General features: G+C 67.6%; 11 protein-coding genes. 4 read left to right on the forward strand and 7 right to left on the reverse strand.

Translation table 11 applies throughout. The features are described 5' to 3' along the window. Window positions 1-10 precede the first annotated feature (10 nt). Complete coding sequence (locus tag HCH03_RS12005; RefSeq protein WP_221689698.1) at window positions 11-4,837, reverse strand: leucine-rich repeat protein; 4,827 nt, start codon at window positions 4,835-4,837, stop codon at window positions 11-13. A 386-nt stretch (window positions 4,838-5,223) separates the two neighbouring features. Between HCH03_RS12005 and HCH03_RS12010 the strand changes: the two genes are divergently transcribed. Next, on the forward strand, window positions 5,224-6,378 hold the full coding sequence (locus tag HCH03_RS12010) for a Fic family protein (RefSeq protein WP_221689699.1): 1,155 nt from the start codon (window positions 5,224-5,226) through the stop codon (window positions 6,376-6,378). A gap of 79 nt (window positions 6,379-6,457) precedes the next feature. On the opposite strand, the gene HCH03_RS12015 is transcribed toward HCH03_RS12010, so the two are convergent. Beyond that, window positions 6,458-7,264, reverse strand: coding sequence for an MBL fold metallo-hydrolase (locus HCH03_RS12015; RefSeq protein ID WP_221689700.1), 807 nt, complete (start codon window positions 7,262-7,264; stop codon window positions 6,458-6,460). A 405-nt stretch (window positions 7,265-7,669) separates the two neighbouring features. Between HCH03_RS12015 and HCH03_RS12020 the strand changes: the two genes are divergently transcribed. The 3 genes from HCH03_RS12020 (at window position 7,670) to HCH03_RS12030 (ending at window position 9,784) form a co-directional block, all read left to right on the forward strand. Continuing rightward, window positions 7,670-7,873 carry a helix-turn-helix transcriptional regulator gene (locus tag HCH03_RS12020; protein ID WP_080143322.1) on the forward strand — a complete coding sequence of 68 codons (204 nt, stop codon included), beginning with the start codon at window positions 7,670-7,672 and terminating at the stop codon, window positions 7,871-7,873. Then, the gene (locus HCH03_RS12025; RefSeq protein ID WP_080143323.1) at window positions 7,870-8,286 is read left to right on the forward strand and encodes a hypothetical protein; all 417 of its coding nucleotides are present in this window, start codon (window positions 7,870-7,872) and stop codon (window positions 8,284-8,286) included. The genes HCH03_RS12020 and HCH03_RS12025 overlap by 4 nt, the downstream gene beginning before the upstream one ends. Before the next feature lie 433 nt (window positions 8,287-8,719). Continuing rightward, window positions 8,720-9,784, forward strand: a complete 1,065-nt coding sequence (locus HCH03_RS12030) for a PTS transporter subunit IIC (protein ID WP_221689701.1) — start codon at window positions 8,720-8,722, stop codon at window positions 9,782-9,784. A gap of 78 nt (window positions 9,785-9,862) precedes the next feature. On the opposite strand, the gene HCH03_RS12035 is transcribed toward HCH03_RS12030, so the two are convergent. From HCH03_RS12035 to trxB, 5 genes are all read right to left on the reverse strand, one after another. Continuing rightward, window positions 9,863-10,696: a purine-nucleoside phosphorylase gene (locus tag HCH03_RS12035; RefSeq protein WP_221689702.1), complete on the reverse strand. Its 834-nt coding sequence runs from the start codon at window positions 10,694-10,696 to the stop codon at window positions 9,863-9,865. Window positions 10,697-10,832: 136 nt separating this feature from the next. Then, window positions 10,833-11,345, reverse strand: coding sequence for an L-2-amino-thiazoline-4-carboxylic acid hydrolase (locus HCH03_RS12040; RefSeq protein ID WP_080143326.1), 513 nt, complete (start codon window positions 11,343-11,345; stop codon window positions 10,833-10,835). A gap of 484 nt (window positions 11,346-11,829) precedes the next feature. Further along, window positions 11,830-12,942, reverse strand: coding sequence for a N5-glutamine methyltransferase family protein (locus HCH03_RS12045; protein WP_221689703.1), 1,113 nt, complete (start codon window positions 12,940-12,942; stop codon window positions 11,830-11,832). A 212-nt stretch (window positions 12,943-13,154) separates the two neighbouring features. Continuing rightward, the gene (gene prfA / locus HCH03_RS12050; RefSeq protein ID WP_221689704.1) at window positions 13,155-14,222 is read right to left on the reverse strand and encodes a peptide chain release factor 1; all 1,068 of its coding nucleotides are present in this window, start codon (window positions 14,220-14,222) and stop codon (window positions 13,155-13,157) included. Window positions 14,223-14,659: 437 nt separating this feature from the next. Then, window positions 14,660-15,637 (reverse strand): thioredoxin-disulfide reductase, encoded by a 978-nt coding sequence (gene trxB, locus HCH03_RS12055; RefSeq protein WP_221689705.1) that lies wholly within the window; start codon window positions 15,635-15,637, stop codon window positions 14,660-14,662. Window positions 15,638-15,764: the final 127 nt, after the last annotated feature.

A 15,764-nucleotide genomic window follows, 5' to 3' on the forward strand; every position in this document is an offset into this window, starting at 1 on the left:
GTATCCCGGATTACGCCTCGTTCCGCCCGCGCCTGCGCGCGAGCGCCGCGCATCCTAGGCCCGCCAAGGCGAGCAGGGCGAGCGATGCGACGGGCGCGGCGACGCCGTCCCCCGTCTTGAGAAGAACGGCGCCGGAGCCGCTCGATGCCCCGCTTTCGCCGGGCGTCGATCCCGACCCGTCGCCGACGAGCCCTTCCTGCTCGCGCGCCCCCTGCTGCTTGGCCGCGTCGAAGACGGCGACCGCCTCGGCAAGAGCCGCGCGCGCCGCGTCGAAATCGCCCTGCGTGGCATTCGGGTCCTGCAGCGTCGCACGGGCGTCGGCAAGGGCTTCGGACAGGGCGTCGTGCGCTTCCCGGGTAACCCACGTCGTGCCCGCCGGCACGCTCGACGCATCGGAGGCGACCACGGCGGAATCGAGGTTTTCCGAGGCCCGCTCGACGTCGGAGGCCAAGGGGCGCGGATCGGGCCTCAACCCGTCTTTCTTGGCGGCGTCGAACGTCGCCCTCGCCTCGGACAGCGCCGCCAGCGCCGCGTCGACGGCGTTCTGCGTCTTGCCCGATGCCGCGAGGGCGGCCCTTGCCCGCTCGATGGCCTCGGCGAAGGCCGCCGCGTCCGCCTCGCTCGTCCACTGCTCGGTGCAATACACCTCCGAGCCGTCCGTGCTCACCTTCGTCGCCGCTTGGTCGGCGGCAGCCGCCTCGCACGCCTGCGACAGGCGCGTCGTGTCCACGCTGGCGCGATGCGCCACATGGGCGAAGAAGTCCTCCTTCGCCGAGGCGAGCTCGCGCTGCGCGGCGTCGATGTCGTTCTGCGTCGCGCCCGCGTCGGCGGCGACGCCGCGCGCCTTGTCGATGGCGGCTTGCAGGACGGCCTTCTCGGCAGCGGTGGCCCACACCTTGCCGTCGACGACGTCCTTGCCGTCGAACGACTCCGCCACGCTCCCCAGCTCCGAAGACACCTGCGCGATGGCGGCGTTCAGCGCGATCTTGGTGGGCGCCGCCGTGTTCTTGCTCGTGCGGTCGAACTCTTCTTGGGCGGCGACGAGCTCGGCGAGGGCCGCGTCGGCCTCTTTCTGGGTGGCCTCGCCGCCGTCTGCCAGGGCTTGCGCCTTGTCGATGGCGGCTTGCAGGACGGCCAGGTTCTCGGGCGTCGCCCAATCCGTTCCCGGTGCGACGTCCTTGCCGTCGGCGCTGGAAACCAAGCCGTCCTTGTAGGCTTGGACCGCGGCCACGGCTTCGCGCAGCTTCGCGAAGTCGGCCGGCGGCTCCTCGATGACGAACGTCTTCGACACGGTTCCGCGATAGCTTCCCGTGCCGGTCACCTTCAGCGTCGCCGTGCCGGGATCGACGTTGTCGGAATAGGACACCTCGTAGTCCCTGCCCGGCTCCAAGGCGCGCGTCGAGGCGGCCGTCACGATGTCCGCTTTCGTCGCTTCGTCCCAAATGCGGATCTCGGGAACCGCGATGGTCACGGAAACGTCGGGCTTCACTTCAAAGCCCGTCCATTGCTGCGGCCCGACGTCGGAAACGGCGCAGGCGCTCACGTCGGTCGCCTCGGCAACGAAGGTCCAGCGCGCCTCCTTTTGCAGAGAGGCGGCCACGTTGTGGCCGGTCGTGTCCTTGCTGGCTACGAGCGTGTAGGTCTTGCCCGGCACGAGCACGCCCTCGTCGACGCCGAGCACGATGGTCGGGGACGTGGAGAGCGTCTGCCAGTACAGCCCGTTGCCGATGGTGGCCACCGCGGCGCCGTCCTCGTCGACGATCGAGAACGCCTGGTCTATTCCTTCGCGGTACTTGCCCCACTGCCATCCGGAATGGCCGGGCTGCCACCCGGACCCCGGGCCTCCGAAGGCCAGCGAGAACAGGGCGCCTTCGGCCGCGACCGGAGAAAGCAGGTAGTTGTCGTAATAATCGCTCGTTTCGTCGTAGAAGACGCCTTCCAAGGGCCCTGCGTTTTGAAGGGACACCGTCGCTCCGTTGCCCTGGTATCCGTAGACGGGAGTCCGGTCGGTCGAGGCCTGCTCGTCGAAACCCGTGCAGCGCACCGTGAGCGTGGCGAAATCGCCGCCGGCCGCCGTGCGGATGACGAGACGGGCCTCGCCGTTCGCCCGCCCCGTTAGCTCGTTCCAATCGTAGGGACCCGTGCCGGGGTGCGTCGCCACGTTCGTGTTCGTGACAAGGCCGACGAAGCCGCTCGTGACGAACCCGCCGTCGCGCACGACGGTCACGGTCGCCCGGGGGTCGTCTTTCGTCAACTCCACAACGTCGCCGTCGGTCACGGCCGCATGGTTCACGTAGATGCCGTCTTCGAGCGAGGCGAAGGTCACGTTGCCGTAGCCGGCGGCGGCCTGCGGCGACGTGCTCGTCGGATAGCCGTACAGCACGCAGGCGGAGGACCCTGCGAACACGCCCTGGCCCCATACCGGAAGGGAACCGTCGCCCTTGGACCGCACCGTCACCGAGGCGAGCGCGCCCATGTTGGAGAACGAACCGTCGCCGATCGAGGCGACCGATGCCGGGACCGACACCGTGGCGACCGTCGCCTTCGAGGCGAACGCCTGCGCGGCGATGCCCGTGACCTTGCACACGGTGCCGGTCGCCGGGTCCTCCACCGTCTCCGGAATCTCCACGTCCACCGGCTTCTCGCTCAGAAGGTCGATGCCCACGACCTCGGCCGTGCCCGCGGCCACGTCGTAGCGGTAGGAAAGGAGGTAGCGCTCCGGATAGTCGACGACGAACCGAAAGTCGACGTCCTTGCCCAAGAACGATATGCCGTTGTTGGCGCCGAAATCCTTGCCGAAGCGCAGCGTGTACGTGCCCGCGGGCAACGATCCGGCTTCGACGCCCACGCGGACGGCCGTGATGCCGTTGCCCTGGGGCTTGCCGTCCTGGCCGTCGAACACGATGTTGAACTTCTTCAGAAGGCCGTTGCCGTCGTCATAGGCCGCCACCGTGTTGCCGTCCGCGTCGACGATGCTGACGTAGGGCAAGCAGAAGCTCATCTGGTAGGTTCCGTCGCCGCCGTTCGCGTTGTTTCCGCGAGCCATGCCGAAGGCGAACACGATGTCGTCGTACCCGCTGAAAGGAACGGTGAAGCGGTTGTCGAAGCGAACGTCGTCCTCGCCGTAGAACATGATGTCGGGGTTGGGAAGGCTGGAACCGGGCAGGGCGTTCAGGTCGAGCAGCCTTATCTGCTGGTCGAGGCCCTGGTAGCCCTTGTATTTCTCCGGTTCGTCCACAACGGAGTTCTCGGAGAACCTCGCGTACAGCACGTAGTCCGTCACGGGCTTCCACTCGCTTGCCGGATGCATGAGGCTCGCGTCCGACGTCCACGTGGAGAACGTGTAGCCTTCCCGTTCGGGCTTCGCCAGCTTGCCGCTTTCGAACACCGTGTCCGCCGCGAAGGAGCCGCCGTTCATGACGGCCACCGCCGTCAGCGACGCGGCGCTCGAGGTGTAGCCCTCCATGGCCTTCGCGCTGTCGGCGTCCTTCACGTACACCGTGCGCTGGGTTTTGATCTGGTCCTTCCGGTCGCCGAACGAGTTTTCCGACACGCTGGCGAGCGTGCATGCCGAAAGGTCGATGCCGGTCAGGTTGAACGCTCCGGCGAAGGCGTGGTCCCCCACCGTGGCAAGCGCGTTTCCGCCCTTGACCGTGGCGAGGTTCTCCAGGCCCAGGGCATACGCCCCGATGCTGGTGACGCCGTCGCCGACGACCGCGTCGGTGATCGTGTCGGCATAGGCGGCGAACCAGGGAGCCTCGCCCGCCGAGGCGTAGTCCCGCATCGCGCCGGAGCCCTCGAACCTCAACGTATGCGTCGCGTGGTCGGGATTCGCTTCGACCGTCGCCGTCAGCGAGCCGTCCTGCGCCGCGGAGGCGTCCCACGAGTCGGGTTCGCCGGGACCGTCCCCACCGGCGCGCTCCTTGATGGAAACCGCGTAGTTGCCGCCGTATTGGATGGAATTCGCGCCGTCGAACCGGACATACCCGTCTTCACCGACCACCGCCTCGTACACGGCGCCCGACGGATCGCCCAGGATCGACAGGGCGGAGCCGAAGGTGTTCGTCGTCGACGTGTCGGAGAAATCGACGCTGTAGCCGGTGCCGCGGGAGGTCTGCCCGACGTCGTAGCCTCCGTAGTAGGACATCGTTACGGTGTCGCCGACTTTGATCTGCTTGTCTTCGGAAAGGCCGGACGTGGCACCCACCGCATCGAACGCGTAGGTCCAGCTGTCGAAGTAGGTGGCGAAGCAACCGTGCCACGCGAACGCGATGCGCAGGTCCCCCGTCGAGGTGTCCTGCGCGGAGTACGGGGAAAGGCGGAACGCGTAGGTCCAATCGGACTGCGTGCTCGATTCCAGTCCGCTCCACACGTCGGCGGCGGCGCCGCTCGCATTGGCGAGGACGGGGCCGACGCCGGCCGTGCCAACGTGTCGTCCGGCACCGTCGTGCATGTCGAACGTCATGGAGCTTGCGAGCGCACCGTCTGCGACGTTGCCCGCGCGCTGCTCGAACACGACGGCGAACGGAGCGAAGGAGTCCTCGCCGCTCGCCGCGTTGTTGCCCATCCCGCTCCAGAACGCGGAAGGCCGGGTTTGCTCCGGATCGCCTATCTTGGTGACGAGTATCCGGTAGGGATCGTCCGCCGAGCCGCTTGCCGTCGCAGCGTTGTAGGCGTCCTGCCGGGGCCCGTCGAACGCTAGCGCGGTTGCCGGAACCGCCACCACCATGCTCAAGGCGAGCACGACGCTCAACGCCACGCGCGCTGTAGCCCCGCGCGCCCGAGCGAGCGCGAAGGCGCGTTGCCCGCTTGCTTCTCTTTTTTCAGCCAAGCCCATGTTGAAGCCTACCTCCCGTACGCGTCCGTCCCGCATTCGCGAGAACGGGCTCCGGGGTATCCCAGGAGCCTCCTCGTAAAGCGTGTCCCTCTTCGTGCAAATTATTCTTATTTGTAAATAATGGTGCATTATATTCATTGTGGTATTATTCGCAAATCAACCTTGTCGCCTTTCCTGTCGCGCCTGTCCTCGGACGCGTCGGCACAGAGGCCGCATATTCCTTGATGGATGCTATTCTATTGACCGAATAAATTATTTTGAGAAGAATCGCGCGTATTGGCTTTTACGAAGGAACTGGCCGTTAACTTAGTCCATATTGTCACTTGCACTTGTATACTGTAGGCATTCGAGCATAATTCATCGTCGACGCAAGGGAGGATTGCTGCATGGCTCTGGAGAAAGCGAACGCGCCATCGAGCCAACACGGCACCGTTCGCCCTTTGTCCCGCATCGAGCTGCAGCTGGACAACGAGACCGCGCGCATGCTGGGCGACGCCGAACTGGCCGTGCGCTCGCTCGACCGCCATCGGGACGACGCACTCGCCGAGCAGGCGTTCGCCGACGCCTGCCTGCACATCGAGTCCATCGCCAACATCAAGATGACCGGCAAGCAGGCCAGCACGCAGCACGTGTTCCGCACCGCCGTCATGCAGCCCCAGCAGAAGGACAGCAAGGGCGAACAGGCGAAGTCGGAATCGCTCAGGAACACCGACGCCCTTCTAACGGCTTGCGAGCTGGGGAAAGGGCGTATCCGCAGAGACACGTTCGGCGAGATACACCGCCACCTGCTCACGGGCACGACGCGCGAATCCTTCAGGGGGCAGCTCCGCGCCAACGCCAAGCAAGTGGGCGGCAGCCGCTACCATTCGTTCGGGTCGCCCTACCGCACGCCCGATCCGGCCGACATTCCCCCGCTGCTGGGCGACCTGGCCGTCTTCTGCGACCACGCCGAGCTGCCCGCCGTCGCCCAAGCGGCGCTCGCGCACGTGCAGTTCATCGCCATCCATCCCTTCGAGCGCGCCAACGGCAAAACGGCGCGGGCCATCATCCAGCTGGTGTTCCAGCACCGCGGGCTCATCACGAAAGCCATCGCGCCGCTGTCGCTGTCCATGGTCATCTCGTCGCACGACTACCAGAAAGGCGTCGTGTCCACCATGCAGAACCTCCTGGCGGACCGGCCCGACCCGCAGGAGCTGAACGCCTGGCTGCGCTACTTCTGCACCTGCTGCACGCGCGCCGTCGACGAGGCCGTCGCCTTCGAGCGGAAGGCGGCGGCGCTGCAGGAAACCTGGCTTTCCCACCTGGGAACGCGCTCGGACTCGGCCACCACGTTGCTCGTGCGCGCGCTGCCGGGCATTCCGGTGTTCACCGCCGCCAGCGCCGCCGCCTACATCGACCGCAGCTTCAAGAGGGCCACCTCGGCCGTCGACGAGCTGATGGAGGCCGGCGTCATCGCGCAGATCACCGAGGGCAAGCGGAACCGAGTGTTCGAGTGCCCCGGCATCGTCGACGCCTACGCCGGAATCACGGGGTTCCAGTAAACCGGCAAAGCGGGAGCGGGCCCGCCCGCCCGGTATCGAGCGCGCGACCTTCTCGGCTCCGCGCAAACCGCACCCGCCCTTACCGCACGCTCACCAGCAGGTCTTGGAACGCCGCCTGCACGCAAGCCGGATGGCCGGCCCGCGCGACGACGGACGCCAGCGTCTCGGCGGGCAGCCGGTAGGTGTTGTTGTTCTGGGAGATGTGCATGGCCACCACCTGCTCCAGCTCGCCGCACAGAAGCCGCTCCAGCTCCTCGGCCGCCTGCACGTTCGAGAGGTGCCCCACGTCGGACGCCACGCGGCGCTTCACCGGGTAGGGGTACGGGCCGTCGGCGAGCATCTGCACGTCGTGGTTGCTCTCCAGCGCCAAAAGCCGCACGCCCGAAAGCGCCTCGTCAGCCTCCCCCGTCACGACGCCGGTGTCGGTCATGAAACCCGCGACGTCGCCGCCCGCCGCTTCGAAGCGGAACCCGCACGAGGCGGCGGCGTCGTGCGACGTGCGGAACACGTGCACGGACATGCCCGCGAGCGACAGCGCGTCGCCCGCGCGAAGCGCGCGCACGTCGTGCGCGCCCTCGAGCGATACCACCTCGCTGCTGGCGGCGCGCACGGCGTCGTCCACGTACACCACGGGCGCGATCCCCTGCTTCGCCAGGCCCCGCAGCACCACGCCGAGGCCCTTCGTGTGGTCGGTGTGCTCGTGGGTGACGACGATGGCTGCCAGGTTCGCCGGATCGAAGCCCGCCTCAGCCGATCGCGCGAAGAAGTCGCGCTTGCATATCCCGCAGTCCACCAACACGCCCGCGCCCGTCGCTGTATCCTCGACGATGGCCGCGTTGCCGCGGCTTCCGCTGGCCAGCACGTGCAATGCCAAACGACGTTCCATTCGCTTCTCTTCCCGTCCGTCTCCCGCATCTGTCTCGCATCCGATTGTACCCGAAGCGCCGGACGCGCACGGGCAGACGCCTGCGCGCCCGGCGCTTCTCCATGCGCGGCGCGCCCCGTCGTCGGCCGGCGAACGCGGCGGGGCCGCACCAAAAGCACCGTTTCGTTGGTTTCGCAGGGCAAGGGCTCTGCCCTCGCCGCTCGACAAGGTGCGTTTTCGCAGGCAGACGGCAAAAGCAGAGCCCTTGCCGTCTGCCTGCGATCATCGAAAACGAGCCTTTCGCCGGCCTTCGATGCAGCCCCCTTCTGTTTTCGAATGGAAAGTTAGCTTTACATTAGGAACCGAAGCGCTTATACTGCATGGAAAGCTAGCTTTACATTTGCACAGCATTCGAAAGGACCGCGTATGGAGAACCGCCTGGAGGAGATCCGCAAGGAGCGCGGCATAAAACAGGAGGACCTCGCGCTGGAGCTGGGCGTGTCGCGCCAGACCATTAGCTCGCTCGAGAAGGGGCGCTACAACCCCTCCATCCTGCTGGCGTTCAAGATAGCCCGCCGCTTCGACCTGAGCATAGAAGACGTGTTCATCTACCGAGAGGAAGACCAATGAAGAACAAGCCCGCCGTCATCACCCTGTCTCTGGGGATCCTGTTCGCCCTCGCCACCGTCGCGTTCGCCTTCAACGTAGGCGGCGTGTCCGACGCGCTGCCGTTGGGGGCGCAAGCGGCCTTCGGCCTGGGCGGCTGCGCGTTCGCGCTCGTGGTCTGCGGCATCTTCGCACTCGTGCAGAAGCCCACGAAGGCCCAGATCATCGAGCAAACCGACGAGCGCAACGTCGCCATCGGCAACCTGGCCGCCACCAAGGCGTTCAACCTCTTCACCGTGCTCGTGCCCGTGGTCGCCCTCGTGCTGTGGGTTCTGGGCCAGGTGACCCTTGCGGGCGTGCTCGCCATCATCGCCTTGGAGGTGGCGGTGTTCGCAGCCTACCTCGTGTTCATCGCCCGCGCGCAAAAGACCATGTAGGAACGACCATGGGGCTGTATCAAAAGCTGCCAAAACGCTCGTTCGCGTTGGCCGTTCCGTAGGGCAAGGGCTCTGCCCTTGCCGTCTACCTGGGGTAACATTGCTTGTCGAGCGGCAAGGGCAAAGCCCTTGCCCTACACGATCAGCGAAAACGACGCTTTTGATGCAACCCCATTCCTTCAGGACGTTCGGACCCCGTCGCTCGATAGGATGCGGCTTATCGGGACGGCGGCAAACACAGGATCGCCGACCCGCGCATGACGGTTTCGCCCCCAACGCACCCTCCCCGAACCGCGAAAGCCTGCCGAACACCCGCCCAAGACGCGCGCCGGCCGCCCTTCCGCGCCGCGCGCCGCGCGCTTCGCCTACCATGGATGCACGAGCAATCCCAACCAGAATCGCATAACCGCGTCTGCACCCGAAGGGGAACGGCATGCCCAAGCACACCATCGCAGCATTCCTTGCACGCAAGGACATCGAGGTATCGTTCCAGCGCTACGCCATCGACGCCCTGTCGGCCATGGCCCAGGGACTGTTCGCCTCGTTGCTCATCGGCACCATCCTCTCCACCATCGGCGACCTCGCGCACCTCGCCTTCCTGAACGAGATCGGCGCGTTCGCCAAGAGCGTGGCGGGGCCGGCCATGGCCATCGCCATCGGCTACGCGCTGCGGGCGCCCGCGCTCGTGCTGTTCTCGCTCGCGGCCGTGGGCTACGCCGCCAACGCGGCGGGCGGCGCAGGCGGGCCCTTGGCGGTGCTCGTTATCGCCATCGTCGCCGCCGAGGTGGGAAAAGCGGTGTCGAAGGAGACGAAGGTGGACATCATCGTCACGCCCGCCGTCACCATCCTCGCCGGCTGCGGTCTGGCGCTGGGCGTGGCCCCGTGGATCGGCGCGCTGGCCTCGTCGGTGGGCGGGTTCATCATGTGGGCCACGGAGCTGCAGCCCCTGTTCATGGGCATCATCGTGTCGGTGGTCATCGGCATCGCGCTCACGCTGCCCATCTCGTCGGCCGCCATCTGCGCGGCCTTGGGGCTCACGGGGCTCGCCGGGGGCGCGGCGCTCGCGGGCTGCTGCGCGCAGATGGTGGGCTTCGCCGTCATGAGCTTCCGCGAGAATAGCTGGGGCGGCCTGCTCTCGCAGGGCCTGGGCACGTCCATGCTGCAGATGGGCAACATCGTGAAGAAACCGCTCGTGTGGGTGCCGCCCATCGTGGCGTCCGCCGTCACCGGGCCGCTGGCCACCTGTGTGTTCGCCCTGCAGCAGAACGGCCCCGCCGTGGCCTCGGGCATGGGCACGTGCGGGCTCGTGGGCCCCATCGGTGTGTACACCGGCTGGGTGGCGGGCATGGAGGCCGGCGCGGCCGCCCCGGGCGCGTTCGAGTGGATCGGCCTGGTGCTGGTGTGCCTGGTGCTGCCCGCCATCATCAGCTGGGCCGTGTGCGCCGCCATGCGCAAAGCCGGCCTCATCGTCGAGGGCGACCTCAAGCTGGAGGACTGAGCGCCGCCGAAGGGGCGCGGCGGCGGCCGCGCGCCCCTCGCGAGCACCCCGAAAGGGCGGTGCTTCGGGCGCGGCCTGCTACAGCCTCTCCACGATGCCCGTGACCAGGCGGGCGAAGTCGGCCTCGCGGTCGCGCGCCACGTCGAGCACCTCCTCGTCGGTGGGCGAGGCGCCCTCGATGCCGCACGCCATGTTCGACACGAGCGACATGCCCAGCACGCGCATGCCCACATGCCGCGCGGCGATGACCTCCTCGCACACGCTCATGGCCACCGTGTCGGCCCCCCACGAGCGGAAGGCGCGGATCTCGGCCGGCGTTTCGAAGCTCGGCCCCAGAAGGCCCAGGTACACGCCTTGCTGCACGCGGATGCCCAGCTCGTCGGCCACCTGGAGCGCCAGCCGGCGCAGCGCGGGGTCGTAGGCGTCGAGCATGGAGAAGAACCGAAACGCGATGCCGTCGGGCTCGAGGCCCGCCACGGGGTTACGCCCGGTGAAGTTGATGTGGTCCTCCATGATGCAGAAGTCGCCCACCCGGTAGCCTTCGTTGATGGCGCCGGCGGCGTTCGTGGTGACGAGCGTGCCGATGCCCAGCCCGTGCATGAGCCACACGGGGTAGGCCACCTCCTGGGCGGTGTTGCCCTCGTAGCCGTGCAGGCGGCCCTGCATGGCCAGCACGCACTTCCCGCCCAGGTTTCCGCACACGAAGCGGCCCACATGGCTCGTGGCCGTGCTCGTCTTCATGTGGGGCACCTCGCCGAAGGGCACGTAGACGGCGTCCTCTATCTGCTCGGCCAAGGGGCCCAGCCCCGAACCCAGTATCATGCCCACCTCGGGCGCGCGCCCGCCGATGCGCTCGGCCACGACGCGCGCGGATTCGGCCAGGTTCTCTTTCAACACGTTGGGCTGGGACATGGATGCGCTCCTTGAACTATGAGATGATGACTGTTGCCAGACGTATTCTAGCGCACGATCGACCGCCGCGCGAGAAGGCCCGCGGACGATCGAGGCCCAAGGAGCACGAGGCGAGCGCGATCGCCGACAGCGCTCCCTAGCTCGCGGCCGAGCCGTCGCGGCGCACGTAGCGGATGGCGCAGCAGTCGTCGCCGCGCGCGATGGTCTTGGGCAGGTCCAGCTCGACGCCGTGCGCCTCGCCGATGCCGCGGTCGCCGCACATGGCCAGATCGCACAAGCGGGATATCTCCTCGTCCGTGCAGCCCTGCTTCTGCCACGCCTTCACGAGCGGGCAGTAGTGGAAGTCGATGGAGAGCTTGTCGTCCGTGCACTCCACCACCTTCATCTCGAACACGATCTGCGCGCTCTTCGTGAACAGCACCTTCTTCAGGCCCTTGAGGCTCTTTGTGCCGCTCTGCTTCACGATCTCGCCGCCTTGGTACAGCCCGCAGCGCTTCACGGCGTCGGCCGCGAAAGAATCGTCGGGCAACCCGTGCTTGCGCGCCTCGTCAACCAGCAGATACAGCCACAGCGCCCGGTGCTCCAGCTGCTCGCGCACTTTCACGAACAACGGAAACGTGTTCTTGGGCTCGTTCACGATGGCGCTCATGAGACCCCTCCCCCTTGTCGGCTTTTAACGTAAGGTTCATTATACGGCATGGCGCATCGGAGCCGCCCGAAGCGCAGGGACCGCGCAGCCGTAAGCCGAGCAGCAGGCCGCCGGCGCCGCGACGTCGCCAAAAGGGCCCGAGACGACGCGGGCGCTATCCGCTGAAGCAACGCCGTGCGAATCCGGCGGCCGTTTCCGAGCAGAATTGACGGTAGGGTACGGATTCCGCAAGTTCGAACCCTCCCGAATGACGTCTTCGACCGCCTTTTCGTCCGCATCGCCCTTGTATGGATTTTGCGATCTGGGCAAACGCGGCTTGATGCGCTGCTACCCCATCCGGCTCGCGTTCCCTACCGTGATTTTTGCTCGGAAAAGCATCCCCCCCTTGCACGGAGCCCGAAAACCGGAACCCCAAAGCGCATCGCGCGGCGCGTGGCACGGCTCGGAGCGCGAACCCGTGCAGCGCGCGCCCGCTTGAAGGTTCCTAAGCGCGGCGACCTGTCAACACGCGCGGCCGGTCGGCCAGGTCGCGCACGACGCGCACGTCCGCGAAGCCCGCTTCGGCGGCGAGGCGGGCCGCGTCGTCCAGGCAGGTCTCGTGCAGCTCGAAGGCGAAGCCGCCGCCCGGTTTGAGCGCGCGGGCGCAGAACGCCAGCAGGCGTTGGAACACGTCGAGGCCGTCCGCTCCCCCGTCGAGCGCGAGCGCGGGCTCGAAGGCGGCGACTTCGCGCGGGATGTCCGCCAGCACGGCCGTGGGGACGTAGGGCGGGTTGGACACCACGAGGTCGAGCCGGCCCAAAGCGCTTGCGGGAACGCCCTCGCCCAGGTCGCACTGCACCACGCGCACGCGGTCGGCCACGTCGAGCGCCTCGGCGTTCTCGCCGGCGAGCGCCACCGCCTCGGGGGCGATGTCGGTGGCGATGACGCGCGCCTGCGGATGCTCGTAGGCGATGGAGCAGGCTATGCAGCCCGACCCCGTGCAGAGGTCGGCCACGAACAGCGGCGACGGAAGGGACGAGGCGGGCGCGGCGCCGGTTGTCGGAACGGGCGCGCTGCCCGGCGAGACGGCGGCTGCTTCGCCGGTGGAGGCGTCGCCGAGCGCGGCGGGCGCGGCGGCGGCAGGGTCAGAGGGCGCGGCGTCGACCGAGTCGGAAGATGGGGCGCCCTCCCCTTCCGCCGCCATGGCCGCGAGCAGTTCCTGCGCCTCGGCCTCGGTCATGCGCGAGTCGAGCGCGCGCGGCCTGTCGGCGCTCGGCAGCAGGGCCAGCGCCTCGCTCACCAGCACCTCGGTCTCGGGACGGGGGATCAGCACGCCGGGACGCACCTTCACCGCGATATGGCGGAAGGCGACCTCGCCGGTGATGTACTGCAGAGGCTCGCCCTTGCCGCGGCGCGCCACGTAGTCGCGCAGCACGTCGCGCTCGTCCATCGACAGCGGGCGCTCGAACCCCGTGTACAGCTCGATGCGGCGCAGCCCGCAGGCCTCGCCCAGAAGCCATTCCGCCGACAGACGCGGGTTCTCGTCGCCCTTGCGCGCCAGGTAGCCCTCGGTCCACTCGAGCGCCGCCTTGACGGTCCAGATGTCGGTTTCAGCCATGGTGAATCCCTCTATGTTGGATGCCGTTCGCAGGAGCGCCCTCGAAGGCGCCCGCGTCCGCTGCGGACGGAAAACGGCTATCGGAAAAACGTCCGCGTCCGCGTTCTCGCGCTTCGCGCGAGCGGGCGCTCTGGAGAGCGCCCCTACGGATTCTCCCAGCGAGAGCCCCTTGCCATTGGGCTAGGCTCGCCCGGCGGCAGGCCGGCGGAACCTTAAACCGCCGCTTCCAGCTTTTTCGCGCGGTCGGCGGCCTGCAGCGCGGTGATGAGCTCGCCCAGGCTCGCGCCGCCGGCGCCCAGCAGCACGCCGTTGTACGTGCCGTTGTAGCCGATGCGGTGGTCGGTCACGCGATCCTGCGGGCCGTTGTACGTGCGGATCTTCTCGCTTCGGTCGCCGGTGCCTATCTGGCTGCGGCGCTCGGCGCCCTCGGCGGCCTGCTGCTCGGCCAGCATCTTGTCGTACAGGCGCGCGCGCAGCACGGCCATGGCGGCTATCTTGTTCTGCAGCTGCGATTTCTGGTCCTGCGACTGCACCACCAAGCCCGACGGCAGGTGCGTGATGCGCACGGCCGAGTCGGTGGTGTTCACGCACTGGCCGCCCGGGCCGCCGGCGCGGTACACGTCGATGCGCAGGTCGTTCTGGTTGATCTCGACCTCCACCTCGTCGGCCTCGGGCAGCACGGCCACCGTGGCCGTGGACGTGTGGATGCGCCCCTGGCTCTCGGTCTTGGGAACGCGCTGCACGCGGTGCACGCCGCTCTCGAACTTCATGAGGGAGTACACCTTGTCGCCTTTGACCTTGAACTGTATCTCCTTGTAGCCGCCGGCTTCGGAAGGCGACACGTCCAGCGTCTCGGTCTTCCAGCCCTGCTCGGAGGCGAACCGCTCGTACATCTTGTACAGGTCGCCCGCGAAGATGGCCGCCTCGTCGCCGCCGGCGCCGGCGCGGATCTCCACGATGATGTCCTTGTCGTCGGCCGGGTCGGCCGGGATGAGCATGAACTTGATGTCCTCTTCCAAGGCGGGCAGACGCGCCTCGATGCCGGCGATCTCCTCCTGCGCGAACTCCTTCATGTCCGCGTCGGAGAGCATCTCCTTCGCCGCCGCCAAGTCATCGGCGGCCTGCACGTACTCGCGCGCCTTGTTCGCGAGCGGCCCCTGGTTGGCGTACTCCTTGGCCAGGCGGTTGTACTCTTTTTGGTCGGAGAGCACGGCCGGGTCGCCCATCTTGGCCTGCAGGTCCTCGTAGGCCTCGATGATCTTCTCAAGCTTCTCTCGCATATCCGTTTCCTGCATGTGCGTGGGTGTCCTTCGTGACGTGGTTCCGGTGCGCGCAACGGGCGATCCCCGCGAGCGCGCCTCTTTTCGCAACTGTCCATGATATCAGAGAGCGCGGCAAAGCGCAGCCTATTCGCGCGAAGCGCGAAAACAACCTCGCTGGTCGGCGCTGCGAGCAGGCACGGCAATGCAAGACGCGAGGCAAACGCCTCAGGTCGACCGTAGGGGCGCTCTCCAGAGCGCCCGTTCGCGCGAAGCGCGAAAACTGCCGCCCAGGTTGGCGCTAGTAAGCCAGCGAGGGCCGTCCTCGTACCCGAGATCGTGGGGAGGCCGGGGGCGAAGCGTACTTTGGTACGCGAGCCCCCGGCATCGCCGCGAGGTCGGGTGCGAGGGCGGGCCGCAGCGTCGAGGGGTTCCGGCGGCCGGCAGGCCGCCGGAACCTAAATGGCCAGGTACTCCGCAGCCTCTTCCGCGCACAGGGCGCCGTCGGCCACGGCAGTTACCACTTGGCGCAGGCCCTTCGTGCGCACGTCGCCGGCCACGTAGACGCCGGGCACCTCGGTCGCGCCCGTCTCGTCGGCCACGAGGTAGCCCGTCTCGTCCATCGTCAGCGCGCCGTCCAAAAACTCGGTGTTGGGCTCGGTGCCCACGGCCACGAACAGGCCGTCCACGGCGATGTCGCGCTCCTCGCCGGAATCGAGCAGCTCCACGCGCACGCCCGCGAGCTTGCCTTCGTCCGCCACCAGCTTGCGCGGCACGGCGTTCCACACGAACTCGAGGTTCGGCAGGTCCTCCAGGCGCTTGTGGTAGATGGCGGTGGCGCGCAGCTTGTCGCGGCGATGCACCAGGTACACCTTCTTGCAGATGCGCGACAGGTAGATGGCGTCGGCCGCGGCCGTGTTGCCGCCGCCCACCACCATGACCTCCTTGTCGCGGAAGAAGTTGCCGTCGCACGTGGCGCAGTACGACACGCCGCGGCCCTGCAGGTCATCTTCCAGCTCCAGCCCCAGCTTGCGCGGGCGCGCGCCGGTGGCGATGATCACGCTGTTGGCGCGGTACTCGTTGAACGCGGTCTTGAGCACCTTGGGGTTCTGGGTGAAGTCCACGCCCAGAATTTCCTCGCCCACATGGCGCACGCCGAAGCGGTCGGCCTGCTGCTTCATGGAGAAGGCCAGCTCGAAGCCGTTCGTGCCGTCGGGGAAGCCGGGGTAGTTCTCCATGTGCTCGGTCTGCGCGAGCTGGCCGCCCGGGGCGATGCGCTCGAACAGCACGGTTTCGAGCCCGGCGCGCGCGGCGTAGAGCCCGGCCGTGAGGCCGGCGGGGCCGGCGCCGACCACCGCGACGTCGATGACCTGGTCTTCGGCCGCGGCGGCCTTGCACTCGGTGGACGTTTCGTTGTTGACGGGTTCCTCTGCCATGGGGAAGCCTCCTAATCGTGGAACCTATGCGTTTGGTGCTCAGTATAAGGCTCGTCGTTCAACTGTCACCGAATCGGCACCAATATACGCCGAATATGCAGGAATCGGTTGGAGTACCGTCAAGACG

The sequence above is a fragment of the Gordonibacter massiliensis (ex Traore et al. 2017) genome (assembly GCF_019731765.1).
GTDB lineage: Bacteria > Actinomycetota > Coriobacteriia > Coriobacteriales > Eggerthellaceae > Gordonibacter > Gordonibacter massiliensis.